Raw genomic sequence first — 24,569 nt, forward strand, 5'->3', positions numbered from 1 at the left:
AAGCGGGGCAATATCATGAAACTGATGCTCGACCCGGCGACCGGCGTGCCGTTGACGGAACAGATCGTCAATGCGGTCAAGACATGGATCGGCTCGCGCGAAGCGCTGCCGGGCGCGCGGCTGCCATCGATCCGCCAGCTGGCCGCCGACTATGGCATCAGCCGCTTTCCGGTCATCGAGGCATACGACCGCCTGGTGTCGCAGGGGCTGCTCGACTCGCGCCAGGGATCGGGCTTCTATGTCGCCGACAGCCCGCTTGCAGGTCGCGCCGCGTGCGGCTGGTCCGATCCCAGCCTGGCGGAAGACCTGACCGACCACATCATCGAGGAATTCCATCACCCGCACGGCATGCTCAAGCTCGCGGGCGGTTTTGTGCCCGAGGCATGGCGTGACGTCGACGGCCTGACGCAAGCGATCCGGCATGTCTCGCGCCACGAGATCGACAGCGTGATCCACTACGCGCCGCCGCTCGGCCATGCCGAACTGCGGCAACAGGTGCTGACGCGCGTGCGGCAGCTCGGCATCATGGCCGAGCTGCCGCAGGTCCTGATTACCAGCGGGGCCAGCCAGGCGCTCGACCTCGTGGTGCGGCATCTGCTCAAGCCCGGCGATACGGTGTTCGTGGAGGACCCGGGCTACTACAACCTGTTCGGCCTGTTGCGGCTGCACGGCGTGAAGCTGGTCGGCGTGCCGCACACGCCCGACGGCCCCGACCCCGACGCGGCGGAAGCGCTGCTGCGCGAGCACAAGCCCAAGCTGTTCTTCACCAACAGCGTGCTGCAGAACCCGACCGGCTCGACGCTCACGCCGCCGGTCGCGTTCCGGCTGCTCGAACTCGCGCGCCGGCACAACTTCCGCTTTGTCGAGGACGATATCTTCTCGGACTTCCAGACCAACCCCACCGACCGGCTCGCCACGCTCGACCAGCTGGAACAGGTGATCTACATCGGCGGATTCTCCAAGACCATCTCGGCCGCGCTGCGGGTGGGATACGTGGTGGCCAGCAAGCCGCTGATCAAGGATCTCGTCGACGTGAAGGTGCTGACCAGCGTGGCGGGGTCGACGTTTGCCGAAGCCGTCACGGCATGCATGCTCGAGCGGGGCGCGTATCGCAAGTACGTCGAGCGGTTGCGGCTGCGCACGCGCGAGGTCACCGCCAACGCGGTGCGCATGCTGGGGGACTGCGGCTGGCAGGTGTTCTGCGAGCCGGCCGGCGGCAACTTCCTGTGGGCGCGCCCGCACGCCATCGAGGATTCGCGCGACCTGCTGGCGCTCGGCGACAAGCACGGCGTCAAGTTCGCGCCGGGGAATTTCTTCCGGCCCGGCGGCGACACCACGGCGTGGGTGCGCATCAATTCCGCGTATGTGAGCGAGCCGCGTGCGCTCGCCTTCCTGCGCGAGTCGGGCGGGCGCGGATAAGGGAGGGATAAGGGGTGGATCAGGCTCGGATCAGGCGCGGCACGCGCGCCCTGCCGTCAGTCGATCTGCGCATTGGACTGCTTCACCACCGTGGTCCACTTGTGCACTTCGGCATCGACGAAGCCCGGTAACTGTGCGACATCGAGCGTGGCCTGCTCCAGCCCGAGCGCGCTCAGCTGCTGGCGCACCTTGGGCTCCTGCAGCACGCCGTTGATGGCCTGCACGAGGTGCGCGCGCGTGGCCGCATCGAGGCCGGCCGGGCCCGCGAGCATGTACCAGGCGGTCAGGTCAAAGCCAGGGTAGCCCGACTCCGCGACCGTCGGCACTTCCGGCGCGGCGGTGGAGCGACGCTGGCTGCTGACCGCAAGCGCACGCAGCTTGCTCGACTTCAGATACGGCAGCACCGCGGCCGGGTGATAGAACATGAAGTCGACCTGCCCGCCCAACACAGCCGTCAGTGCCTGCCCGCCTTCCTTGAACGGCACGTGCGTCATGTTGACGCCCGCCATCGACTTGAGCAGTTCGCCGGCCAGATGGCCCGAGGTGCCGTTGCCGGCCGAACCGAACGACAGCTTGTCCGGATGCGCCTTGGCATAGGCCACGAGGTCGGCCAGCGTCTTGTAGGGGGCGTCGGCGCGCACCACCAGCAGCGTGGGTGTATAGCCCGGCATCGACAGGTACGAGAAATCCTTGGCGGGGTCGTACGGCAGCTTGCGATAGAGCGCCTTGTTGATGGCCAGCGTGCCCACCGTTCCCAGCGTCAGCGTATAGCCGTCACTCTTCGACTTGGCCACGTAGTCGGTGCCGATCGACCCGCCCGCGCCGGCGCGGTTTTCCACCACGATCGGCTGACCGAGCTTTTTCGCCATCGCCTCGCTCAGCACACGCGCGGTGAGATCGGTCGAGGTGCCGCCACCGAATGCCACCACCAGCTTGACCGGGCGCGACGGATAGTCATCCGCGCGCGCGAGGCCGGCCACCGTCATCAGCGCCACCATCGTCAGCGCCACCATCTTCGGCGCCAAAAATGCGGCGCGTATCGTCTTGTTCATCGTCTCCTCCGCTTGGGCGGTTGTAGGTTTGTGGTTCGAATTACGTGGTGCGTGGCTGCCGCAGCGCGGCGCGGATCTCCTCGTCGTGCTCGCCGAGCAGCGGCGGCGCCTTGACGTCGAGCGCCCGCTCGCCGTCGAACGATACCGGGCTGCGCACCGTGCGGAACTCGCCGAGCGTGGGATGCCTGCCCGTGACCAGCAGCTGCAGATGCTTTGCCTGCGGATCCTCCAGGGCCTCGCTGGTGTCGTACATCGGCGCGTGCGGCACGTCCTCGGCCTCGAGCCGTACACACCAGTCAGCGCGCGTGCGTGCGCGGAACAGGCCGCCCAGCAGGTCGATCAGGGCCTCCTGGTTGTCGATGCGCGCCTTGCGCGAGGCAAAGCGCGGATCCTGAAACAGGTCTGGCCGCTCGATCGCATTGGCCAGGCCCTGCCAGAATTTTTCCGGCGACGACATATGGAGCGCGATCCATTTGCCATCGGCGCATGCGAGCACGTACGACTGCGACACGCTGGGCCGGCTGTAGGGGCCCATCACTTCGCCGGCCGCATAGTAGTGGGTAAAGGCGTCGAGATTGAAATGGCTCATCGCCTCCAGCATCGACACTTCGACCTTGCGCCCCACGCCGGTACGGTGGCGTTCGTGCAGCGCGCCGAGAATGCCATAGGTCGCGTAGAAGCCGGTCATCGCGTCGGCGATGGCGGGTCCCACCACGCGCGGATTGGCCGGGTTGACCAGCAGGTTCAGAAAGCCGCTGGCGGCCTGTGCGACCGTGTCGTAGCTCGGGCGCGTGGCGGCCGGGCCGGTCGCGCCAAAGCCGCTGATCGCGCAGTAGATCAGGCGCGGATTGATCGCGCGCAGGCGTTCCTCACCGGCATTGAGGCGCTCGGCGGCGCCGGGACGGAAGTTCTGGATATAGACGTCGGCCTCGCGGATCAGCTCGTCGAAGATACGCAGGTCGTCCGGGTTCTTCGTGTTGAGTGTGAGGCTGCGCTTGTTGCGGTTGTAGGTCTGGAAGTGCGGGCTGTAGAGACCGCCCTCGAACGCGCGGAACGGGTCGCCGGTCTCCGGTTGCTCGATCTTGATGACGTCGGCGCCAAGGTCGCCCAGCAGCATGCCGGCGGCCGGGCCCGTGATGAAGGTGCCTTGCTCCAGGACCTTGAGGCCCTGCAGGACTTGGATCATGGTGTCTCCGTGGAAATGCGCGGAAGTACGCGACGGGAAAGCACGGCGCGGGTCAGGCGTCCGGATCGAAGCCGACGGGCGTATCGCCCGTGTAGACCAGTTCGCGCGTCGCCTGATAGGACAGCGCGAAGCCGATCGACTGCCGCAATTCCTCGCTCAGATGCGCGATCAGGCCACCGGCGCGTGCAAGGATCGGCACGCCCTTGAGCGCGTTGAGCGGAAAGCCCACACCCAGCAGCACCGCGGGGATCGCGGCCGACACGTTGAGGCGCAGGTCCTTGCCGACGATCTCCGGGATGACGGTTTCGATGGCTTCGGCGATATCGACGTAGATCGTGTCCGCGCCCGCTTCGCGGGCCACCGCGAACAGCGCCGCCACGCGCGGGTCGCGCGACTTGTGCAACGGATGGCCATAGCCGGGAATGGCGCGGCGGGCTTCCCGATAACCCGACACCACCGCGTGCGCGGCGTCGCGCACCGGCTCGCCGGCCTGCACGCGTTGCCATACTTCATCGAGCATGACCCCGGCGGTCTCCGACGCGCCCAGGATGACCGACCCGCAGCCGAGGATGCCGGCCGCCACCGCGCCCTGCAGTGCGTCTGGCGCGGCCGCGAGGGTCATGCGGCTGGCCTGCACGCTCGGCACCAGGCCGTGTTCGGCAATCGCGACCAGTGTAGCGTCGAGCACTTTGATGGCGGCGGCGCCGGGACGCTGGCCGGTGACGAGGAAGTAGAAGTATTCGGAAAAGCTCAGCTTGCCGATCAGGTCGCGGCAAAGGTCGGCCCCGCGGACGACGATGGTTTCGGTATTGGACGTACTGATGGCAGTGCGCGGGATGGTTTCCTTGCCGATCTTCATGGCGCTTGTCTCCGTTGGTATGCCATGCAGTCTATGGCCATGCTTCCACAGATAACAGTGATGAATATCTCTGCTATCGATCGATGGCATCGATGTATGATGCGTGGCATGGAACTCCGCCATCTCCGCTATTTCGAGGCGCTTGCTGACACGCTGAGCTTTACGCGCGCGGCCGAGCGCATGCACGTGACACAGTCCACGCTGTCGCACCAGATCCGGCAGTTGGAGGAGGAGATCGGCCAGCCGCTGTTCAACCGCATCGGCAAGCGGGTCACGATGACGGAGGCCGGGGAGACGCTCCTGCTCCATATCGGCCCGGCCTTGCGCCAGGTCGACCTCGCGCTGCACGCGGTGCGCGACGAGAAAGAGCCGCTGGTCGGGGAGATCCGCGTCGCCGCGACGCACAGCTTCAATATCCGGCTGATTCCGCAGTGCGTGTCGTCCTTCCTGACGCGCTATCCATCGGTGCGCGTGATCGTGGAAGAACTGTCGGCGGCGGAGATTACGCGGCGCCTGGCCGACGGGGAACTCGACCTCGGCGTGTCATATCGTCCCGAGAACGTCGACGCGCTGCGCTTCGAGCCGCTCTACAACGAAGAGCTCAAGCTGGTGGTGGGTGCGCGCCATCCCATGGCAGGGCGCCGGCGCGCACGCATGGTGGAGCTGCACGGCATGCGCATGGTGCTGCTGCCCGCTTACTTCGCCACGCGACAGCTGCTCGACGAATGCTTCCGCGCCGCCGGCGCCAGGCCGATGGTGATCGCCGAACTCAACTCGATCGCGCCGATGCTCGAACTGGTACGCCAGACCGATATCGCCGCGGTCATCGGCGAGAGCGCCGACTCGGGGCTCGAAGACCTGCGCTTTATCCCGCTCGAAAATCCCACCCCGCAGCGCACCCCCGGCCTGCTATGGCGCAAGGGGGCCCCGCGAGCGCTACCGGTACGGTTTTTCGCCACGACCGTGCGGCGGGTGGTGCAGAAGCTGGAGCAGCGATAGGCCGGCATGGCCGGCGCAGACGTGGATGACGTCCCCGTCGGCGCACGCTGCGCGCGCAGCGCGCCTCCGCCTGCCTTGTCCACCTGCTTCGTCCGCCTGCCGCGGCCTACTTCGCCACCGGCATGGTGAACTCCGCGCCCTTGGCGATGCTGTCGGGCCAGCGCTGCATCACGCTCTTGTAGCGCGTGTAGAAGCGCACGCCCTCTTCGCCATAGGCGTGGTGGTCGCCAAACAGCGAGCGCTTCCAGCCGCCGAACGAGTGCCATGCCATCGGTACCGGGATCGGTACGTTGATGCCGACCATGCCCACCTGGATCTGGCGGGCGAAGGCGCGGGCGATGCCGCCGTCGCTGGTGTAGCAGGACACGCCGTTGCCGAACTCGTGCGCGTTGATCAGCGCCACGGCTTCGGCAAAGTCATGCACGCGCACCACCGACAGCACCGGGCCGAAGATCTCTTCCTTGTAGATCGTCATGTCCGGCTTGACATGGTCGAACAGCGTGCCGCCGACGAAGAAGCCGCCCTCGTGCCCGTCGACCTTGTGGCCGCGGCCATCGGTGACGAGCGTCGCGCCCTCTGCCACGCCCTTGGCGATATAGCCTTCGACCTTGGCCTTGTGCGCGCCGGTCACGAGCGGACCCATTTCGGCGTCGGCCTCCATGCCGTTGCGGATCTTGAGCGCCTGCGCGCGTTCGGCCAGGCGCGGCACCAGCCGGTCGGCCACATCGCCCACCGCCACCGCCACCGAGATCGCCATGCAGCGCTCGCCGGCCGAGCCATAGGCCGCGCCGATCAGCGCGTCGACCGCCTGGTCGAGATCGGCATCGGGCATCACCACGAGGTGGTTCTTGGCACCGCCGAGCGCCTGCACACGCTTGCCGTGCTTCGTGCCTTCCGTATAGATGTATTCGGCAATCGGCGTGGAGCCGACAAACGACAGCGCCTGCACATCGGGATGCGCGAGCAGCGCGTCCACCGCCTGCTTGTCGCCCTGCACGACGTTGAACACGCCATCGGGCAGGCCGGCCTGCTTGAGCAGGTCAGCGATCAGCAGGCTCGGCGACGGATCGCGTTCGCTCGGCTTGAGCACGAACGTATTGCCGCATGCCAGCGCCACCGGGAACATCCACATCGGCACCATCACCGGAAAGTTGAACGGCGTGATGCCGGCCACCACGCCCAGGGGCTGGCGCAGGTTCCAGTTGTCGATGCCACCGCCGATATTGTCGGTGTAGTCGGTCTTGAGCAGGTTCGGAATGCCGCACGCGAACTCCACCACCTCGATGCCGCGCGTGACTTCGCCCTTGGCGTCCGAGAACACCTTGCCGTGTTCGCGCGTGATCAGCGCCGCGAGGTCGTCGTGATGCCTGTCGAGCAGCTCCTTGAACTTGAACAGGATGCGCGCGCGACGCAGCGGCGGGGTTTCGGCCCAGGCCGGGAACGCGGACTTCGCTGCCGCCACGGCGGCGCCCACGTCGCTGGCCGAGCCGAGCGCCACGCGTGCCGCCACCGCGCCGGTGGCGGGGTTGAATACATCGGCAAAGCGGTCCGTGCCGGCACGCTGCACGGTGCCGCCGATGTAGTGGTGGATTTCGGAATGACTTGCGGCGAGCTGCCGGTTTTCTGCGATGTTCACAGCCGTTTTCCTCTCAGGTGTCGCCGTCTTACTGCACTTGTGCCAGTGCCTTGCGCACGGTGTCGAACAGTTGACCAATCTCCGCCTCGGAGATGATCAGCGGCGGCGAGAACGCAAGGATATCGCCGGTGTAGCGCACCAGTACGCCGAGCTCGAAGCACTTGACGAACGCTTCGTAGCCACGCGCACCGGGCTGCCCCGGACGCGATTCGAGTTCCACGCCGGCCATCAGGCCCAGGTTGCGGATGTCCTTGACGTGCGGCGCGCCGCGCAGCTCGTGGACGGCGGCCTCGAACGCGGGCGCTTTCTGCGCCGCGCTCGCGAACAGGTTCTCGCGCTGATACAGGTCGAGCGCGGCAATCGCCGCCGCGCACGCGAGCGGGTGACCCGAATAGGTGTAGCCATGCGGCAGCTCGATGGCGCCGGGGGCGGCGCTGTTGACCACCGTGTCATGCACCTCGCGGCGTACCGCGACCGCGCCCATCGGCACGGCGGCGTTATTGACGGCCTTGGCCATCGTGATCAGGTCAGGGGTAACCTTCAGGCGCTCGGCCGCGGTGGCGGCACCGAGGCGGCCAAACGCGGTAATGACTTCGTCGAAGATCAGCAGGATGCCGTGCTTGCTGGTGATCTCGCGCAGCTTCTCGAGATAACCGACCGGCGGAATCACCACGCCCGTCGAGCCCGCCACCGGTTCCACGATCACCGCCGCCACATTGGACGGATCGTGCAGCGCGAGGATACGTTCGAGTTCGTCGGCCAGATGCGCGCCCCACTGCGGCTGCCCCTTCGAGTAGCCGGCCTCGGCGATATTCAGCGTGGCCGGCAGATGGTCCGTGCCCGGCATCACGTTGGCCGACCAGGTCTTGCGATTGGGCCCGATGCCGCCCACCGCCATGCCGCCGAAGCCGACGCCGTGATAGCCGCGCTCGCGGCCGATGATGCGCGTGCGCTGACCCTCGCCACGCGCACGATGGTAAGCGAGCGCGATCTTCAGCGCGGTGTCGACCGATTCCGAGCCCGAGTTGGTGAAGAAGATGCGATCGAGCCCTTGCGGCATGATCGCCGCGACTTTCTTGGCGGCCTCGAATTCGAGCGGATGGCCCATCTGGAACGGCGGCGCATAGTCGAGCGTGGCGGCCTGCTGGGCGATGGCCTCGACGATTTCCTTGCGGCCATGGCCGGCGGCAACGCACCACAGGCCGGCGCAGCCATCGAGCACCTGGCGACCGTCATGTGTCGTGTAATACATACCGCTCGCCGACACCAGCAGGCGCGGTGCGGCCTTGTACTGGCGGTTGGCGGTAAACGGCATCCACAGCGATTCCAGGTCGGGAATGACGGTCTTGGCGGCGTCCATGGGTTCTCCTCGTGCGCGTTGCAATGGGGGTGGGGATGTGGCGGCTGCCACGTGTGCCACACACTCTACTGGCGGGGGATACGCCGCAGAATATACAGTCATGAGATCGTGACCATACCGTACAGTGTAGGTCGACGGAACCGTATAGATATGCGCGCTCGCGCCGCATCACACCAGTCCTGGCCGGCTCGCACCCCTACACCCATCCCACACGCATTCCACACGTCGCCCCGCGCCCAGGCTGGCGGAAATGAACGGCCTTGCATTGCGCCGCATCATCGGCCGGCCGTCACACAGCCACCTGCTCTCCCGCTAAACTGTACAGGTTTTGTGTGGCCCACCCCTCCGCCAGATGCTGCCTCTCCAACTCGCCCGTAGCCGCCGCGGCGGCGAAACCCTGACCGACCAGATCGTCGCCGGCGTTGCCGCCCTGATCGACAATCGCGCGCTGCGCACCGGTGCGCCGTTGCCGTCCGTGCGGCGGCTGGCGCAGCAGCATCATGTCAGCACCTTTACCGTGGCGGAGGCCTACGCGCGGCTCACCGCGCTCGGCTACCTGACGGCGCGGCCAGGCTCCGGCTATACCGTCGCCCCGCGCCATGCGCCGCCCGGGCTGGCTCGCACACCGCAATGGCAGGCGCCGGAACTCAATGCGACGTGGCTGCTGTCGGACGTGTTTGCCGACCACTCCGTACCGATCAAGGCCGGCGCCGGGTGGCTGCCGGGCGACTGGCTTAACGGAGAGGGTCTGCACCAGGCCATGCGCACCGCATCGCGGGTGCCCGCCGCGCAGGTGTCCGGCTATGGGCATCCGTATGGCTCCGGCGCGTTGCGCGAGCATATCGCCACCCATCTGAGCCAGTACGGCATGCCGGTGCAGGCGCAGCAGGTGGTGCTGACGCAAGGCGCCACGCAGGCGCTGGACCTGGTCGTGCGCACCTTGTTGCGGCCGGGGGAAACAGTGCTGGTGGAGGCGCCGTGCTATTGCAACCTGCTGCAGATCCTGCGCCTGGCGGGGCTGCACGTGGTCGGCGTGCCACGCACCGCAGCCGGGCTCGATACCGACGCGCTCGACCATGCGATTCGCACCCATGCGCCGCGCGCGCTGTTCGTCAACACGGTGCTGCAGAATCCGACCGGCGGCACGCTCTCGAGCATGAACGCCTATCGCGTGCTGCAGCTGGCCGAGGCGCATCGGCTGCTGGTGGTAGAGGACGACATCTATCGCGAACTCGCCCCCGCGGGCTCGCCGATGCTGGCGGCGATGGACGGCCTGTCGCAGGTGGTCTATGTCAATGGTTTTTCCAAGACCATCGCACCGTCGCTGCGGGTCGGCTACCTGGCGGCGAGTCCGGACCTGGCCAAGGCGTTCGCGACCACCAAGATGGCGGTGGGCCTGACCTCATCGGAAGTGACGGAGCGGCTGGTCTATTCCGTGCTGACCAGCGGCTACTACGGACGCCACGTGGACGCGCTGGCGGAGCGGCTGCGCGCGCAGCAGGCGGTGGTGACGGAAAAACTGGAAGCGCACGGCATGGAAGTGCTGCTGCGGCCGGAAGGCGGGATGTTTGCGTGGGCTCGGCCGCAGGCCATGGAGGCGGGCCACGGGGGCAGCGCGCTCGCCCGGCTGGCGCTTGGCCATGGCATCTGGCTGGCGCCGGGCACGTACTTCGAGCCCGACGGCAGCGATTCGCCATGGATCCGCTTCAACGTGGCGACCAGCGACGCCGCGCCGCTATGGCAGTTTCTCGAAGCCTGCCGCGGCGGACAGGCGGTCGAGACGCCGGCGCTGGTCTGAACGCTCAGAAGCGATAGCGCACGTAGCCGGTGTAGAAGTTGGCGCCCGGGTTGGGTTCCTTGATCCCGGCGTTGGAGATGTGCTGGAAGCGGAAACCGGTCTCGATGCTCTTGCCGATGCCTACGCCCACGCCCACCATGTCGCCGAACTGGAAGGCGCTGCTCATGTTGTGCTCGGCCGAGGTGGCCGTATGCGTCAGCAGCCTGAGGCCGACACCACCTTCGATAAACGGCACGAAGTAACCGCCGCGCTTTTCCACACGCAGGATCGGGGTCAGGCCGAATTCGGCCAGGTTGGTGGAATCGGTACCGCCACGCGATTGCCAGCCGGCCACATTGACTTCCGCCTGCAGGCGGAACAGCCAGCCATCGGGGTTACCGTACTTGATCGGCGTATTGAAGTTGATGCCGAGCTCGTACTTGTTCACGTTATGGCTCGAATCACGGCCATACGCGACATGCACGCCCGGGTCGGTAAACCAGGCTTCCGCGTGAGCGGTGCCGGCCGCCGCGACCAGCGCGGTGGCGGCAAGACATTGAACCGGAAGGAAACGAGCGCGCTTGGCAAGTGCACGCGGGAACGGCTGTTGTAGTTTTGTCTTCATGAGAGGGGCGTCGGCGATGAAGAGGTGTCCCGCAAGGAACGACAAAAAGCCGACATGCCGGTGGCACTGCTAGGCATCGCGCGCGGTGGATGGGGCATCGCATCACGCCCGGCTCCTCCCAGAATCCCGGTACGTCAGGCCCAGAGCCGCTCGACCAGCCAGCTGGCGAATACACATATGCCGAGCCAGACAGTGAGACAGCCTGCAATAAAACGGTAAGTCATGGTGAAACTTGAACCTCGTTATGGCGATTCGGCGCAGGGGCGCAAGAGGCCGCGATTATACATCCATCCATGAATGTATGTTTCCGCACCCCCGGGCGTCTTGCCTGCCCCGGTCAAGGACAGACAGCGCAGAATTTCCACAACCCGGCAATGATGCCAGTGAGCGCATAACCCTGCACAGTCCGGGTTCAACGGTCACGTCAAAATTTTTTAAGTTTTTATTAAGAACGCACGATGGCGCCCCGACCGGCGCGCCATATTGGGGCAAAAAGAGGGATTGTTGTCAGGCTTGAGGCAACAGGAAAGGAAGGACTTCCTCCAGCAGGCGCTCGGGAATTTCCTCGGCGATGTAGTGCCCGCTGGGCAGCGCGTGGCCGCGCACGCGCCGTGCCACCTTGCGCCACTCCTCGAGCGGCTGGAAGCACTTGCCCACGGCGCCCTCGGCGCCCCACAGGGCCAGCATCTCGCACTCGACCATGCGGCCGGCGGCCAGGTCGGCGCGGTCATGTTCGAGATCGATGCCGGCGCTCGCACGATAGTCCTCGCACAGCCCATGGGCGGCCCCCGGCAGGCGCAGGCAGCGCAGGTATTCGGCCAGCGCCTCGTCGGTAAACGGCGCCAGCCCCGCGCTGCGCGTGCCCATGGTCTGGCGCAGATAGAGCGCCGGATCGGCTTCGATCAGCGTCTCGGGGAACGGCGCCGGCCGAATCAGGAAGAACCAGTGGTAATAGGCGCGCGCGAACGCCTCGTTGGTCTGCGCGTACATGGCCAGCGTGGGGGCGATGTCGAGCGTGACGAGCTTCTCCACCGCCTGCGGATGATCGAGGGCCAGGCGATGCGCCACGCGGCCGCCGCGATCGTGTGCGAGCACGCGGAAGCGCTCGAAGCCCAGCGCCCGCATCACCGCCATCTGGTCGGCCGCCATGGTGCGCTTGCTGTAGTTGCTGTGGTCCGGCAGTCCGGCCGGCTTGTCGCTGTCGCCATAGCCGCGCAGGTCGGTGGCCACCACCGTGAAGTGCCGCGCCAGCGCGCCGGCCACCTTGTGCCAGATCACGTGCGTCTGCGGATGGCCGTGCAGCAGCAGCAGCGCCGGCCCCTGGCCGCCGATTACGGCGTGGATCTTGACGTCGCCGCAGTCGAAGCGGCGCTCGGTGAATCCTTCAAACATCGTGTCTCCTATTTTTGCGCAAGCCTGGCCATGGTCGTCGCGGCCACATCGCGGAGCCATGGACTGGCGGCATGATGGCGGCGCGCGAAGGCGGCAATCGCGTCCGCATGGGTCAGCGAGAGCCCGATCACGTCGAGGCCGCGCCGGAACATGTCCAGATGGCGCGCCGACAGCGTGAATCCGGCTTCGAATGTGCCATCGCCCGGCAAGTCGGCGCGAACCGTCATGGTATCGAGATCGATGGCAATGCGCGCGGGAGCCTGCACCGCGCCGCCGACGGTCACCGCGGCCATCAGTCGATCGACCTCCGCCTGCGGCAGCATCACCAGCAGCAGCCGGTTGTTCATTGCATTGGAGTAGAAAATCTCGCCAAAGCTCGGCGCAATCACCGCGCGGATGCCGTATTGCTGCAAGCCCCACACGGCATGCTCGCGGCTCGATCCGCAACCGAAGTTGGGGCCGGCCACCAGCACGCGCGTGCCGGCATAGGCCGGCTGGTTCAGCACGAACTCCGCGCGCGGCGCGCCGCTGTCGTCAAAGCGCATGTCGTACAGCAGTCCCCGGTCGAGCCCGGCCTTGTCGATGCCGCGCAGGAACTGCTTCGGCATGATCTGGTCGGTGTCGAGGTTGGGCAGCGGCAGCGGCGCGCCCACGCCTTCGATATGGAGCAGGTCTTGCTCAGCCATGGTGGATCTCCAGCGTGCGGACGTCGGTAATGCGGCCGGTGACGGCGGCCGCGGCGGCCATCGCGGGGCTCATCAGATGGGTGCGCCCGGCGCGTCCCTGGCGTCCCTCGAAATTGCGGTTGGTGGTGGACGCACAGCGCTCGTATGGCGTCAGCACATCGTCGTTCATGGCCAGGCACATCGAGCAGCCGGGCTTGCGCCATTCGAAGCCCGCGTCGGCAAGCAACGCCGCGATGCCTTCGGCCTCGGCCTGCGCGCGTACCGCGCCCGAACCGGGCACGACCATTGCGCGTACGCCGGGCGCGACGCGGCGCCCGCGCACCACGTCGGCCACCGCGCGCAGGTCCTCGATCCGGCCATTGGTGCACGAGCCGATAAACACGCGCTGCACCGGCAAACCCGCGAGCGAAGCGCCGGCCTCGATGCCGATATAGTCGAGCGCGCGTGCCGCCGAGGCCCGCGCGATGGGATCGGCCGCATCGGCCGGCGCGGGAACGGCCGCACCGATGGGAATCGCCTGGTCCGGGCTGGTCCCCCAGGTGACATAGGGTGCGACCTCGGCCGCATCGAACGCGAACTCGGCATCGAATGCCGCATCGGCGTCGCTGGCCAGGTCGCGCCAGACCGCGCGCGCTGCGCCCGCATCGATGTCCGGCGCGCGCGCCAGCACGTAGTCGATCGAGGTCGCATCGGGCGCGATCAGCGCGCCGCGCGCGCCGGCTTCCACCGTCATGTTGCACAGGGTCATGCGCGCCTCCATCGACAACGCGCCAATCGCGCTGCCGGCAAACTCCACCGCGTAGCCGCGCGCGCCTTGCGCGCCGATGCACGCGATGACATGCAGGATCAGGTCTTTCGACGTGGTACCCGCCGGCAGGGTGCCGTCGATCCGGATACGCATGTCGCGGGCCACGCGATAGACCAGCGTCTGGGTGGCCAGCACATGCTCCACCTCCGAGGTGCCGATGCCAAAGCCGAGCGCGCCGAAGGCGCCGTACGTGGTGGTATGGCTGTCGCCGCACAGCACCACCATGCCGGGCCGGATCATGCCGTGCTCGGGCGTGATGACATGCTCGATGCCTTGCAGCGGATCGTCGGTATCGAACAGCGGAATGCCATGGCGAGCGCAGTTGCGCTTGAGATTGCGGGCCTGCAGCGCCGACGCCGGGTCGCGGATCACGCGCGGCGACTCGGCATGGGTCGGGATGATGTGATCGACCACGGCGAGCTGCTGACCCGGCGCGGGCACACCGCGGCCATGTTCGTCCAGCCCGGCAAACGCCTGCGGGCTGGTGTACTCGTTCATGATGTGGAGGTCGGCGTAGAGCAGCACGTTGTCGGCGTCGAGCGTGACGACCGTGTGCGCGTCCACAAGCTTGCGATAGAGGGTACGGCCAGGCATGGGAACGGATGTGGGTCAGGGATGATCCGCAGTGTAATCAGGGAATCCACCGCTATAATTTCGCGATCCGACTTTCATTCGGTCGTGTCATTCACGAGTGGCCGCGCCTGGCCGCTTGCGGGCCTGCGCCCTGCCCGTCTCCCACCGCACCATGGATGCCTTCTCCGATCTTGCCTTCTTCGTCCTGCTGGTCAAGCGCGGCAGTCTGGCCGGCGCCGCCCAGCAGCTTGGGATTACGCCCTCGGCGGCCAGCAAGCGGCTGGCGGCGCTGGAGGCGCGCCTTGGCGTACGGCTGCTGAACCGCACCACGCGGCGGCTCTCGGTCACGCCCGAAGGCGAGTCCTATCTTGCGCAGGGCAGCCGCATCCTGGCCGAGCTGGAGGAGCTCGAGCAAGGGCTTGGCGGCAGCCGCGTGGCACCGCGCGGGCTGCTGCGCGTCAATGCCACGCTCGGCTTTGGCCGCCGCCATGTGGCGCCGGCGGTGGCGGACTTCCTGGCGGCCTATCCCGAGGTCGAGGTCCAGCTGCAGCTGACCGACCGCGCGCTCAACCTCGCCGAGGAAGGCTACGACGTCGGCATCCTGGTCGGCGACCTGCCCGATGCCCGTCTCAATGCGCGCAGGCTTGCGCCCAACCGGCGCCTGCTCTGTGCGTCGCCCGCCTATCTGGCACGCCACGGTGAACCGTCCTCGCCGCGCGCGCTGCAGCGCCATCCGTGCATCGTGATCCGCGAGAGCGACTCCGCCTACGGCACCTGGCACCTGCATGCGGCCGGCCGCCAGGAGACGGTGAAGGTGCGCGGACCCGCCGCCACCAACGATGGCGAGACCGCGGTGGGCTGGGCGCTGCAGGGGCATGGCATCCTGCTGCGCTCCGAGTGGGAGATCGCCCCGCTGCTGCGCTCGGGACGCTTGCGTCAGGTGCTGCCCGAGTGGGCCTCGGCGCCGGCCGATATTCATGCGGTCTACCTCACCCGCGACAAGCTGTCGGCACGGGTGCGGGCGTTTGTTGACTTCCTGGCGGGGCGATTCGGCGGACACGTGGACGGCGCCGACTATCATGGCTGGTAATTTCCGGCGCCCGCCGGTACCTGACGGCATCAGACCCATCATGCATACCCACGACCTTTCCTCCTGGACCCACACCCACGTCTTCGATAGCGGCAACCGCAAGGCCGAGCGCGGCACGCGGCTGGTGATGATCATCACGGCCGTCACCATGGTGGTCGAGATCGTGGCCGGCCTCTGGTTCAATTCCATGGCGCTGCTGGCCGATGGCTGGCATATGAGTTCGCATGCGGTCGCGATCGGCCTGTCCGCCTTTGCGTATGCCGCGGCGCGCCGGCTGGCCGGCGATGCACGCTTTACGTTTGGCACCTGGAAGATCGAGGTGCTGGCCGCGTTTGCCAGCGCGGTCTTCCTGCTCGGCGTGGCGGCGTTGATGGTGTTCGGCTCGGCCGAGCGCCTGCTGGCCCCGCAACCCATTCACTATGTCGAGGCGATGGTGATCACCGGTCTCGGGCTGGTGGTCAACCTGGTTTGCGCGCTGATCCTGGGCGGCGCGCACGGGCACGATCATCACGGCCATGATCATCACGGGCACCACCATCATCATGGCCACCACGGCCACCACGACCGTCCGCACCAGCACGGGCACGATGGCCACAAAGGCCACGGCCATCGTCACCACGATATCAACCTGCGCTCCGCCTATGTGCACGTGCTGGCCGACGCGGCCACCTCGGTGCTGGCGCTGGTCGCGCTCGGCGGCGGCTGGTGGCTCGGCTGGCAGTGGCTGGACCCGGCCATGGGGATGGTCGGCGCGCTGCTGGTCGGTCGCTGGGCGATCGGCCTGATGCGCCAGAGCGGCACCGTGCTGCTCGACCGCGAAATGGACCACCCCGTGGTGAGCGAGGTGCGCGAGGTACTGGCGACCTTCGACGCGGGCGAAGACGGCACGCGCGTGACCGACCTGCATGTCTGGCGCGTGGGCCGCGAGCAGTTTGCCTGCATCGCGAGCCTGGTTACGCATGACGCCACGCTGACACCGCAGCGCGTTCGCCAGGCGCTGTCCGTGCACGAGGAACTCGTGCACGTGAGCGTCGAGATCAGCCGCTGCGCCTGACGGACCGGGGCGTCAGGACAATCCGGGCAATCCAGGCATCAACAGGATGGCGCCGGTGGTCTCGCGCCGCTCGGCCGCCTCATGCGCGCGTGCAACATCCGCCAGCGGGAAGCGCGCGCCGATCTCCACCTTGACGTGCCCCGCCGCGATGGCGTCGAACAGATCCTTCGCATTGGCGCGGAAACGGGCCGGGTCCGCGTTGTGCGGAAACACCGAGGGCCGCGTCAGGAACAGGCAGCCCTTCTTGTTGAGCAATTCGGGTTCGATGGCCGGCGCCGGTCCCGACGCCGCGCCATAGAGCACCACCAGCCCGAACGGCTGCGCGCAGTCGAGCGAGCCGAGAAAGGTGCTCTTGCCGACCGCGTCATAGACCACGCGCACGCCGCGGCCGTCCGTGGCCGCCCTCACCTGTTCCACCCAGTCATCCTGGGTGTAGTCGATGGCGACGTCGCAGCCCATGCGCCTGGCCAGTTCGCACTTGGCGGCCGATCCCGCGGTGCCGATCACGAACGCGCCCAGCGCCTTGGCCCAGCTGCTGAGGATCTGCCCCACCGCGCCGGCCGCCGCATGCACGAGAATCGTGTCGCCGGGCTTGACCGCATGGGTATGGCGCACCAGGTACTGCGCCGTCATGCCCTTGAAGATGACCGCCGCGGCCTGTTCGTCGGAAATGCTGTCGGGCAGGGTCACCAGCCTGTCGGCGGCCACGTTGCGCGCTTCCGCGTACGCCCCGAGCCCGGCGTTCATGTATGCCACGCGCGTGCCCGGCGCCACGCCGGTCACGCCCGGCCCCACCGCTTCCACCACACCCGCGGCTTCGTGCCCGAGGCCGGTCGGTGCCGGCAGCGGGTACACGCCCTTGCGCTGGTAAGTGTCGATGAAGTTGAAGCCGATCGCGGTCTGGCGAATCCGGACTTCGCCCGCGCCCGGCGGGGGAAGCGTGACGGCTTCGAGCTGCATCACCTGCGGGGCGCCGAATTCATGAAGGCGGACGGCGCGGACGGTCGTCGACATGCTGGTCTCCTGATGGCTGTGTCGGATTGCAATCAGGCCAGATTATTGTGCCAATCCGGAAATCGTGCCGGATCGCGACGCGGCGCGTTGGCGAGCACCATGGACGCACCGCCGGCACGGTGGCGGCTCTGTGGCGGCTCTGTGGCGGCACCGCGACTGCACCGACTGCACTGTGGCTGTACCTTGGCGACACCAGGGCGGCACCATGGGTCGCCCGCTCCCCAACCCCTAATCGAGATTCGCGCACATGCACAGTGCGGAGGTATCGCGCAAGCGCCGAAATTCCTCCGACTCCAATACCTCCGGCGGCAGGCGCGAGGCGGGGATCAGCGAGAAACCATAACGCGCGAAATAGTTCGGACAACTGGACGTCAACAACACGGCGCGACGACTGCCGTTGGCGCGCGCCCGCATCATGGCCGCGCGCACGAGATGGGTCGCAATCCCGAGATCGCGCCAGTCCGGCGCGACCGCCACCGAGCGGATGATGGCGGTCTCGCCGAAGCGTTCCGCACAGGCGCAGCCGACCAGCTGGCCTTCCAGCACCGCGACATGGAATTGCTCCATGAGCCGGGAAACCTCGCCACACGGCAGGCCGCACCGCTCCAGAACGGCCTCGATGGCAGGAATGTCCGCGGGTTGGGCCGCACGGAGCTGCATGTCTTTGATCATCGGGAGCCTCTGTCTCGCTTAAACGCTATGGGTCGCTTTTACGCCGCCAACGTTGCCTGTTGTAGACGCTTGCAAAACGCTTAACGCTATGGACAACGTTCGCCATGGAAGCCCTGCATGGTGTCCGCATGCGCACGACATGGGAGGATGTCGTACGACGACGCACTTCGCGTGAGCGGAGCGATGCTGGCCAACACGAAGCGCGCGGCCTCACAGTAGCGCAATCGGCCGCGGCTTGCCAGTGGTGCGTGGCGTTCAACGGTGAGGGCGGATCACACCTCGGTATAAACCGCACCATTGGCGCCCCGGCGCCGGGGTCTGGCGCTGACTGCGAGCATGAACCGCGCCAGCCGCGCGCCATGCCGGCAAGCACGATTGCAACGGCATGTCGCAAAGGCACAGCGCAAAGGTACCGCGCAAGGACGTACGGGAAACGACGGGGAACGCGGGAACACCCGACGCGATGCCCCAGGCCCGCAGAGAGACGCGCAAGGATCAGCTAAGCAGCGAAGGGCCCGGACCGATCGGAGGGACTGGAGAGACTGGAAGGACTGGAGGCGGGGATACGGAATCGAACCGTCGTAAACGGCTTTGCAGGCCGTCGCATAACCACTCTGCCACCCCGCCCTGGATGACATTCTTCGTGGAAGAACGTTTGTTGCGGGCCGCAGTGTAGCCGAAGATGGAGAATCGTGCAGAAGCCCGCGTCAGTCACCCGAATCCGGGCCGCCCATCGCGGACTGCAGGTAGTTCTGCAGGCCAACCTTGCGCACCAGTTCGAGCTGCGTCTGCAGCCAGTCGATATGGTCCTCGGTATCGTCGAGGATGTCGCACAGGATATCGCGCGACACATAGTCAGATACCGACTCGCAGTATTTGATGGCCTCCTTGAGGCTTGTCTGCGAGACGAGTTCGAGCTTGAGGTCGCAGCCGAGCATTTCCTCGGTGTTCTCTCCGAGCAGCAACTTGTCGAGGTCCTGCAGGTTGGGCAGCCCATCGAGCATCAGAATCCGCTCGATCAGCCGATCGGCATGCTTCATCTCCTCGATCGATTCCTCATACTCGTGCTTGCCGAGTTCGCCGAGGCCCCAATGCCGGTACATGCGCGCATGGAGAAAATACTGGTTGATCGCAGTCAGCTCGTGCCTGAGCTGGCCATTCAACAACTGGATAACTTTCTTGTCGCCTTTCATGATGGCATCCTGAGCGCGTCGCGATCCTTTGCATGGTAATCACGATTACCGGAAGATCAAGCCGGCAGCGGCCTGGCAGGCTGCTCACGGCGACGCCAGAAGCAAACGCGCATGATTGCGATTCACGTTCCGTCGATTTACCGCACACTATGACCCGCGATGCGGGCACCAAATGCGAATGGCGCTCCGCAGAGCGCCATCCAGCATTATCGGTTCAGTCCAATCAGCCGCCGCTTGCACGATAGCGATTACGCAGGTCGCGAATCAGATCGTGGTTGCGCAGCACGCCCTGGTACTGGCGTTCGATCAGCGCGCGGATATCGAAGCTGAGATCGGCTTCCTGCAGCGCGTCGCCATACTTTTTCTTGGCCACGTCCTCGCCCTTCTCGGTTTCTTCGAGGATGGCGAGGTCCGTGCGATCGGACACGGCGCTACGCAGGCTCACCCAGCCGCGATGCAGCGCACCGGCCATGCTGCCATGATCGGCCGGCTTGCCGCCAAGGGCCTCGACTTGCGTCTGGAGTTCGCGCACGGCGGCGCCGATTTCGGCCGCGCGGCTCGAGAACAGCGTCTTCAGTTCGGGATTGCGGGCGTCCTCCGCAGCCTTGCGGAAGCCCTCCTCGCCGTCGCGCGAGACTTCGATCAGGTCATTCAGCACGGATACGTTGTTGTCAGCCATTGCTCTCTCCTTTCTCTCTGGGCGCCGCGCACGCGTGGTGCGGGTCGCATGGAACACGATCCACGCCGTGGGCTGCACGGCGCGTCCTTGTTTTCAAGATAGGAGAGTGGGCGCGCCCATACCGTCGGGCGGCTCCGCAACCGGTTGTCGGTCAATGCCTACATGCCGCTCGCGGTGGCGGATCAGTCCAGCAGGTGACCCATGCGAGACCGCTTGGTCGCGAGGTATTTCTCGTTTTCAGCGTTGGACGGCACAATGTGACGCATCTGCTCGGCCACCACGATGCCGGCTTCTTCGAGCGCGCGCTGCTTGACCGGGTTGTTGCTCATCAGCCGGATCGACTTGACGCCCCACTGTCGCAGCAAATCCGCCGCAAACGCATAGGTGCGCGCGTCGATGGCCTGGCCCAGCGCCAGGTTGGCATCCACCGTATCGAGGCCGCCATCCTGCAGCGCATACGCCCGGATCTTGTTGGAAAGACCGATGCCGCGCCCTTCGTGACCGCGCAGGTACAGCAGGATGCCGCGGCCTTCCTCGGCAATCTTCTGCATGGCAAGGTCCAGCTGCTCGCCGCAGTCGCAGCGGCAGGAGCCGAACACGTCGCCGGTCAGGCATTCGGAATGGAGGCGCGTGAGCACGTTCTCGCCGGAGATATCGCCGATAGTCAGGGCCAGGTGCTCCGTGCCCGTGTGCGCGCCCTTGAACGCGTGCGCGGTGAATTCACCGTAACGCGTCGGCAGGCGAGCGGAGCCGATCAGCTCGCTTTCTGTGTCGTTCATGATTCTGTGCGGTGCAATGGCCGCCATATGGCAGCGCATGGCGGCAAGGATACCGCACCACGACCGGACCCGCTTGAAAGTGCCGAGGGCCGGGCGGCGCACAGGGGCAAGCGCGCGACGGCAGGCACCGCGTGCGCGCGGCGCCGGCGGCGCGAAGAAAGCGCGAAGAAAGCGCGAAGAAAGCGCGGAGAAAGGCGGGGGTAGGCGCAAGGCATGCGCCCACCGCATCACCCCGCGCCGGGCTGCGCGAAGACGGCGGAGACGCTCAGACCGGAATCTTCAGCGCATCGGGCCGCGACCACCAGCGATGCTGGCCCACCGCCTCCAGGAAGGCCGCATGCTGGCCAGGCTGGTCGTCGTCCGCTACCAGCACGCCCGGGCCTTCAAAGCCGTTGGTCAGCCCGACCGCGCGCGCGGCCGCCGCCACCAGCATGGCGCCGCTGCCGCCCGCACCCACCGCCTTGTAGTGCTTGTAGCTTTCGCCGATAAACAGCAGCGCCGCCGCGTCCGGCTCGGTGGGCGGATTGTCGCCATCGGGTACATAGACTGCGTCGAACAGCACCGAGCCGACCGAGTACAACGCGTGGTCCACCGCGATCGACCGGCCTTGCGCCGAGGTCACGGCGCTGGCGCGCGGGCCGATGATCTTGAGGATCGCGCCGGACTCCTGCGTGGCCGCGCGCAGCGAGTCGATGACCTCGTCGCGCACACCGTCGTTGACGAGGACCGCGATCTGCCGGCCCCTGATATCGCCCTTCGGCTGCGCATCGAGGCTCAGCGCCGGCGAGCGCTCGATGCCGTAGTCGTTGATTTGCACCTCGGGCCCGACCGGCTCCACCGGCATGCCAAGCTTGGCTGCCACGCGCTCGGCCAGTTCCGCGGCGATATGGTGGATCTGCCCGATCACGCGTGCGCGGATGGCCGGGTCGAACACCTTCGACAGTTCGAACACGTAGGCGTCCACGATCTGGCCCTGCTCGACCTCCGACTGGCTGCGCCAGAACAGGTTGGCCTGCGAGAAATGATCGGCAAAGGTATGGCTGCGCATGCGCACCTTGACCGCGCCATCCTCGGCCGGCTGCGCAAAATGGCGGTACGCGTCCGCGTCGCCGGCAAGGAACGGACAGCCCCCGCTGACCGAGTTCGGCTGGTAGCTCTCGCGCCCCTGCACCACGGTCTGGCGCATAAAGCCGTCGCGCTGGTTGTTGTGCACCGGGCAGAGCGGCCGGTTGATCGGCAACTCGTGGAAGTTGGGACCGCCCAGACGCGTGATCTGCGTGTCGGTGTACGAGAACAGACGCGCATGCAGCAACGGATCGTTGGTGAAGTCCATGCCCGGCACGATATGGCCAGGGTGAAAGGCCACCTGCTCGGTCTCGGCGAAGAAGTTGTCCGGATTGCGGTTCAGCACCATCCGGCCGATCCGCCGTACCGGCACCAGTTCCTCGGGAATGATCTTGGTGGGATCGAGCAGGTCGAAGCCGAACTTGAGCGCATCGGTCTCGGGCACGAGCTGCACACCGAGTTCGTACTCGGGATACAGGCCCGCCTCGATCGAGTCCCACAGGTCGCGCCGGTGGAAGTCGGGGTCCTTGCCGTTGATCTTGAGCGCTTCATCCCAGATCAGCGAATGCGCGCCCCCCACCGGTTTCCAGTGATACTTGACCAGCGTGCCGTTGCCACTTGCGTCCACCAGGCGGAAGGTGTGGACGCCAAACCCTTCCATGGTGCGGAAGCTGCGCGGAATGGCGCGGCCGGACATGGTCCACAACACCATATGCATGGACTCCGGCTGCAGCGAGACGAAGTCCCAGAACGTGTCGTGCGCCGAAGCCGCCTGCGGAATCTCGTTGTGCGGCTCGGGCTTCACCGAGTGCACGAAGTCCGGAAACTTGATGCCGTCCTGGATAAAGAACACCGGGATATTGTTGCCGACGAGGTCGAAGTTGCCCTGGCGCGTATAGAACTTGGTGGCAAAGCCGCGCACGTCGCGCGCAAGGTCCGCCGAGCCGCGCGATCCGGCCACGGTGGAAAAGCGCACGAACACCGGTGTCTTGTCGCCCACGCGCGTGAACAGGTCGGCGGTGGTCACATCGGCGAGCGATTCGGTGAGCTCGAAATAGCCATGCGCCGCGGCGCCGCGCGCGTGCACCACGCGCTCCGGAATGCGCTCGTGGTCGAAGTGGGTGATCTTCTCGCGCAGATGGAAGTCTTCCAGCAGCGTGGGGCCACGCAGTCCCATCTTGAGCGAGTCGTCGTCCTGCGGAATCTGCAGGCCCTGATTGGTGGTCAGCGTACGGCCCTGGTTCGAGACGAGGTTGCCGACGGTTTCCGAGCCCAGCCGCCGTGGCCGCTCGGCCAGCCGGTCGGCCACGGCGCGCTCGTAGCTGCCATCGTCGTTGTTGCCGGCGCCTTGCGGCTTGGGCGGCGTGGTATCGCCACGCGGCCCGGGCGGCTTGCGCGTGCCGCCCGCCGGCGTGGCCGCCTGCATGGCCTGGGTGGCGGTGGCGTCCTTCGTGCCCCTGGCACCTTTGGCGGCCTTCACGTGCTGGCTGCTGTTCTGGCTGCCATTGCCATTGGATGGGGTGACGCCGTCGGAGGGGGCATTTTTCTTGGTCATGGCGCATTTCCGTGGAGTGGTCGAGCCATGGGCTACCGCAGTTTGTATGCCATCCCGCCGCGGGCGGGCCGACGCAGGTTTTCGCGGCGGACGCCGCACGGCTTCGTACTGCTTTTTACATCGCCATGTAATTCCTGCGGCCACGCGTCGGTCGCGCTTCACTCCCTGGCGAACGCCTCCACCAGAAAGTCGATAAAGGCGCGTGCGCGCGCGCTCTGGTTGCGCCGGTTGGGGTAGTACACGAACAGGTCGGCCGACGGCAGGCTAAATTCCGGCAGCACCACCCGCAGCCGTCCGCTCTCGAGGTACTTGGCCAGATCCCACTCCGAGCGGATCAGGATGCCGTGGCCATCGAGCGCCCACCCGAGCACGATATCGCCGTCGTTGCTCGACAGACTCCCGTCCACCTTGACCGCTTCGCTGTGGTCCTGGTGCAGGAAGCGCCAGATGCCATAGGCATCGTCGTTCTGGCGATGGATGATGCAGCGATGCCGCGCCAGGTCGGACAGCGCCTGCGGCGTGCCATGCCGCTCCAGGTACGCCGGCGACGCGCACAGGAAGCGCCGGTTCGACATGATGCGGCGTGCATTGAGCCGGCTGTCCGGCAACGTGCCAAAACGAATGGCGAGGTCGAAGCCGCTCTCGACCAGGTCGATCGGGCGATCGGTCACCTGCAGCTGCACCGCGACTTCCGGATAGCGCCGCGCAAACTCCGATACCAGCGGCGCGATGGTCGTGCGGCCGAACCCGAGCGTGGCGTTCACGCGCAACAAGCCGCGCGGCGCGGTGCCGCGGCTCGACACCGCATCTTCCATCTCGTGCAACTCGGCCAGGATGCGCGTGGCATAGGCGAGATAGGTCTCGCCTTCGTCGGTCAAGCTCACGCTGCGCGTGGTGCGGTTGACCAGCCGCACGCCCAGGCGCGCTTCCATCTGCGCCAGCCGCTTGGTGGCCGCCGGCGGCGTCAGGTCGAGCTCGCGCGCCGCGGCGGACAGGCTGCCGCGCCGGGCCACCTGGACGAAGAATTCGAGTTCGGATGCGAGATCCGCTTTCATGCGCACGGTCCCTTCGGTTATTCACCCAAAGTAAATAATCA

Annotated in this window: 21 protein-coding genes and 1 tRNA gene; 5 read left to right on the plus strand and 17 right to left on the minus strand. The window is 66.7% G+C overall.

Going from position 1 to position 24,569, the window contains the following annotated elements:
* Positions 1 to 15 precede the first annotated feature (15 nt).
* Positions 16 to 1,419: a PLP-dependent aminotransferase family protein gene (locus tag DFLDMN_RS11290; protein WP_423195051.1), complete on the plus strand. Its 1,404-nt coding sequence runs from the start codon at positions 16 to 18 to the stop codon at positions 1,417 to 1,419.
* Between the two features lie 56 nt (positions 1,420 to 1,475).
* Here DFLDMN_RS11290 and DFLDMN_RS11295 read toward each other — a convergent pair whose 3' ends face one another.
* The 3 genes from DFLDMN_RS11295 to DFLDMN_RS11305 are packed head-to-tail and all read right to left on the minus strand — an operon-like array spanning position 1,476 to position 4,516.
* Complete coding sequence (locus DFLDMN_RS11295) at positions 1,476 to 2,471, minus strand: Bug family tripartite tricarboxylate transporter substrate binding protein (protein WP_423195052.1); 996 nt, start codon at positions 2,469 to 2,471, stop codon at positions 1,476 to 1,478.
* A gap of 40 nt (positions 2,472 to 2,511) precedes the next feature.
* Entirely contained in the window at positions 2,512 to 3,657 is a 1,146-nt protein-coding gene (locus DFLDMN_RS11300) for a CaiB/BaiF CoA transferase family protein (protein ID WP_423195053.1), read from the minus strand.
* A 52-nt stretch (positions 3,658 to 3,709) separates the two neighbouring features.
* On the minus strand, positions 3,710 to 4,516 hold the full coding sequence (locus tag DFLDMN_RS11305; RefSeq protein ID WP_423195054.1) for a citryl-CoA lyase: 807 nt from the start codon (positions 4,514 to 4,516) through the stop codon (positions 3,710 to 3,712).
* A gap of 108 nt (positions 4,517 to 4,624) precedes the next feature.
* Here DFLDMN_RS11305 and DFLDMN_RS11310 point away from each other — a divergent pair, with 108 nt between their 5' ends.
* Positions 4,625 to 5,515, plus strand: a complete 891-nt coding sequence (locus DFLDMN_RS11310) for a LysR substrate-binding domain-containing protein (protein WP_423195055.1) — start codon at positions 4,625 to 4,627, stop codon at positions 5,513 to 5,515.
* A gap of 106 nt (positions 5,516 to 5,621) precedes the next feature.
* On the opposite strand, the gene DFLDMN_RS11315 is transcribed toward DFLDMN_RS11310, so the two are convergent.
* Entirely contained in the window at positions 5,622 to 7,151 is a 1,530-nt protein-coding gene (locus DFLDMN_RS11315; protein WP_423195056.1) for a CoA-acylating methylmalonate-semialdehyde dehydrogenase, read from the minus strand.
* A gap of 28 nt (positions 7,152 to 7,179) precedes the next feature.
* A complete protein-coding gene (locus DFLDMN_RS11320) occupies positions 7,180 to 8,511 on the minus strand; it encodes an aspartate aminotransferase family protein (protein ID WP_423195057.1) in 1,332 nt (443 codons plus the stop codon).
* A gap of 352 nt (positions 8,512 to 8,863) precedes the next feature.
* Between DFLDMN_RS11320 and DFLDMN_RS11325 the strand changes: the two genes are divergently transcribed.
* Positions 8,864 to 10,309: a PLP-dependent aminotransferase family protein gene (locus DFLDMN_RS11325; protein WP_423195058.1), complete on the plus strand. Its 1,446-nt coding sequence runs from the start codon at positions 8,864 to 8,866 to the stop codon at positions 10,307 to 10,309.
* 4 nt (positions 10,310 to 10,313) lie between these two features.
* On the opposite strand, the gene DFLDMN_RS11330 is transcribed toward DFLDMN_RS11325, so the two are convergent.
* The 4 genes from DFLDMN_RS11330 to leuC form a co-directional block, all read right to left on the minus strand.
* On the minus strand, positions 10,314 to 10,913 hold the full coding sequence (locus DFLDMN_RS11330; protein ID WP_423195059.1) for an acyloxyacyl hydrolase: 600 nt from the start codon (positions 10,911 to 10,913) through the stop codon (positions 10,314 to 10,316).
* Positions 10,914 to 11,420: 507 nt separating this feature from the next.
* Positions 11,421 to 12,305 carry an alpha/beta fold hydrolase gene (locus DFLDMN_RS11335; protein ID WP_423195060.1) on the minus strand — a complete coding sequence of 295 codons (885 nt, stop codon included), beginning with the start codon at positions 12,303 to 12,305 and terminating at the stop codon, positions 11,421 to 11,423.
* An 8-nt stretch (positions 12,306 to 12,313) separates the two neighbouring features.
* Complete coding sequence (gene leuD, locus DFLDMN_RS11340) at positions 12,314 to 12,991, minus strand: 3-isopropylmalate dehydratase small subunit (protein ID WP_423195061.1); 678 nt, start codon at positions 12,989 to 12,991, stop codon at positions 12,314 to 12,316.
* Positions 12,984 to 14,393 (minus strand): 3-isopropylmalate dehydratase large subunit, encoded by a 1,410-nt coding sequence (gene leuC, locus DFLDMN_RS11345; protein WP_423195062.1) that lies wholly within the window; start codon positions 14,391 to 14,393, stop codon positions 12,984 to 12,986. The genes leuD and leuC overlap by 8 nt, the downstream gene beginning before the upstream one ends.
* A gap of 151 nt (positions 14,394 to 14,544) precedes the next feature.
* Between leuC and DFLDMN_RS11350 the strand changes: the two genes are divergently transcribed.
* Together DFLDMN_RS11350 and dmeF are read left to right on the plus strand one after the other, a co-directional pair.
* Entirely contained in the window at positions 14,545 to 15,462 is a 918-nt protein-coding gene (locus DFLDMN_RS11350) for a LysR family transcriptional regulator (protein ID WP_423195063.1), read from the plus strand.
* A gap of 40 nt (positions 15,463 to 15,502) precedes the next feature.
* Positions 15,503 to 16,516, plus strand: coding sequence for a CDF family Co(II)/Ni(II) efflux transporter DmeF (gene dmeF / locus DFLDMN_RS11355; RefSeq protein WP_423195064.1), 1,014 nt, complete (start codon positions 15,503 to 15,505; stop codon positions 16,514 to 16,516).
* Positions 16,517 to 16,528: 12 nt separating this feature from the next.
* Here the strand turns inward: dmeF and DFLDMN_RS11360 are convergent, their stop codons facing one another.
* From DFLDMN_RS11360 to DFLDMN_RS11395, 8 genes are all read right to left on the minus strand, one after another.
* Positions 16,529 to 17,530, minus strand: coding sequence for a quinone oxidoreductase family protein (locus tag DFLDMN_RS11360; RefSeq protein WP_423195065.1), 1,002 nt, complete (start codon positions 17,528 to 17,530; stop codon positions 16,529 to 16,531).
* Between the two features lie 228 nt (positions 17,531 to 17,758).
* Complete coding sequence (locus tag DFLDMN_RS11365) at positions 17,759 to 18,202, minus strand: GNAT family N-acetyltransferase (protein WP_423195066.1); 444 nt, start codon at positions 18,200 to 18,202, stop codon at positions 17,759 to 17,761.
* A 552-nt stretch (positions 18,203 to 18,754) separates the two neighbouring features.
* Positions 18,755 to 18,829: transfer RNA gene (locus tag DFLDMN_RS11370), tRNA-Cys, on the minus strand.
* Positions 18,830 to 18,909: 80 nt separating this feature from the next.
* Positions 18,910 to 19,395, minus strand: a complete 486-nt coding sequence (gene bfr, locus DFLDMN_RS11375) for a bacterioferritin (RefSeq protein WP_423195067.1) — start codon at positions 19,393 to 19,395, stop codon at positions 18,910 to 18,912.
* 223 nt (positions 19,396 to 19,618) lie between these two features.
* Positions 19,619 to 20,074 carry a PA2169 family four-helix-bundle protein gene (locus DFLDMN_RS11380; protein WP_423195068.1) on the minus strand — a complete coding sequence of 152 codons (456 nt, stop codon included), beginning with the start codon at positions 20,072 to 20,074 and terminating at the stop codon, positions 19,619 to 19,621.
* A 182-nt stretch (positions 20,075 to 20,256) separates the two neighbouring features.
* Positions 20,257 to 20,853 (minus strand): GTP cyclohydrolase II, encoded by a 597-nt coding sequence (ribA, locus tag DFLDMN_RS11385; protein ID WP_423195069.1) that lies wholly within the window; start codon positions 20,851 to 20,853, stop codon positions 20,257 to 20,259.
* Positions 20,854 to 21,118: 265 nt separating this feature from the next.
* Positions 21,119 to 23,473 (minus strand): catalase, encoded by a 2,355-nt coding sequence (locus DFLDMN_RS11390; RefSeq protein WP_423195070.1) that lies wholly within the window; start codon positions 23,471 to 23,473, stop codon positions 21,119 to 21,121.
* A 158-nt stretch (positions 23,474 to 23,631) separates the two neighbouring features.
* Entirely contained in the window at positions 23,632 to 24,528 is an 897-nt protein-coding gene (locus tag DFLDMN_RS11395) for a LysR family transcriptional regulator (RefSeq protein ID WP_423195071.1), read from the minus strand.
* Between the last annotated feature and the right edge of the window lie 41 nt (positions 24,529 to 24,569).

The sequence above is a fragment of the Cupriavidus sp. H19C3 genome (genome assembly GCF_049393815.1).
GTDB lineage: Bacteria > Pseudomonadota > Gammaproteobacteria > Burkholderiales > Burkholderiaceae > Cupriavidus.

Excerpts from the sequence above, each read along its gene's own strand:
- DFLDMN_RS11390 (WP_423195070.1), bottom strand. The coding sequence starts at position 23,473 with ATGACCAAGAAAAATGCCCCCTCCGACGGCGTCACCCCATCCAATGGC.
- dmeF (WP_423195064.1), top strand. The coding sequence starts at position 15,503 with ATGCATACCCACGACCTTTCCTCCTGGACCCACACCCACGTCTTCGAT.
- DFLDMN_RS11320 (WP_423195057.1), bottom strand. The coding sequence starts at position 8,511 with ATGGACGCCGCCAAGACCGTCATTCCCGACCTGGAATCGCTGTGGATG.
- DFLDMN_RS11380 (WP_423195068.1), bottom strand. The coding sequence starts at position 20,074 with ATGGCTGACAACAACGTATCCGTGCTGAATGACCTGATCGAAGTCTCG.
- DFLDMN_RS11360 (WP_423195065.1), bottom strand. The coding sequence starts at position 17,530 with ATGTCGACGACCGTCCGCGCCGTCCGCCTTCATGAATTCGGCGCCCCG.
- DFLDMN_RS11305 (WP_423195054.1), bottom strand. The coding sequence starts at position 4,516 with ATGAAGATCGGCAAGGAAACCATCCCGCGCACTGCCATCAGTACGTCC.
- DFLDMN_RS11295 (WP_423195052.1), bottom strand. The coding sequence starts at position 2,471 with ATGAACAAGACGATACGCGCCGCATTTTTGGCGCCGAAGATGGTGGCG.
- leuD (WP_423195061.1), bottom strand. The coding sequence starts at position 12,991 with ATGGCTGAGCAAGACCTGCTCCATATCGAAGGCGTGGGCGCGCCGCTG.
- ribA (WP_423195069.1), bottom strand. The coding sequence starts at position 20,853 with ATGAACGACACAGAAAGCGAGCTGATCGGCTCCGCTCGCCTGCCGACG.
- DFLDMN_RS11330 (WP_423195059.1), bottom strand. The coding sequence starts at position 10,913 with ATGAAGACAAAACTACAACAGCCGTTCCCGCGTGCACTTGCCAAGCGC.
- DFLDMN_RS11325 (WP_423195058.1), top strand. The coding sequence starts at position 8,864 with ATGCTGCCTCTCCAACTCGCCCGTAGCCGCCGCGGCGGCGAAACCCTG.
- DFLDMN_RS11395 (WP_423195071.1), bottom strand. The coding sequence starts at position 24,528 with ATGAAAGCGGATCTCGCATCCGAACTCGAATTCTTCGTCCAGGTGGCC.
- bfr (WP_423195067.1), bottom strand. The coding sequence starts at position 19,395 with ATGAAAGGCGACAAGAAAGTTATCCAGTTGTTGAATGGCCAGCTCAGG.
- DFLDMN_RS11365 (WP_423195066.1), bottom strand. The coding sequence starts at position 18,202 with ATGATCAAAGACATGCAGCTCCGTGCGGCCCAACCCGCGGACATTCCT.
- DFLDMN_RS11310 (WP_423195055.1), top strand. The coding sequence starts at position 4,625 with ATGGAACTCCGCCATCTCCGCTATTTCGAGGCGCTTGCTGACACGCTG.
- DFLDMN_RS11350 (WP_423195063.1), top strand. The coding sequence starts at position 14,545 with ATGGATGCCTTCTCCGATCTTGCCTTCTTCGTCCTGCTGGTCAAGCGC.
- leuC (WP_423195062.1), bottom strand. The coding sequence starts at position 14,393 with ATGCCTGGCCGTACCCTCTATCGCAAGCTTGTGGACGCGCACACGGTC.
- DFLDMN_RS11290 (WP_423195051.1), top strand. The coding sequence starts at position 16 with ATGAAACTGATGCTCGACCCGGCGACCGGCGTGCCGTTGACGGAACAG.
- DFLDMN_RS11335 (WP_423195060.1), bottom strand. The coding sequence starts at position 12,305 with ATGTTTGAAGGATTCACCGAGCGCCGCTTCGACTGCGGCGACGTCAAG.
- DFLDMN_RS11300 (WP_423195053.1), bottom strand. The coding sequence starts at position 3,657 with ATGATCCAAGTCCTGCAGGGCCTCAAGGTCCTGGAGCAAGGCACCTTC.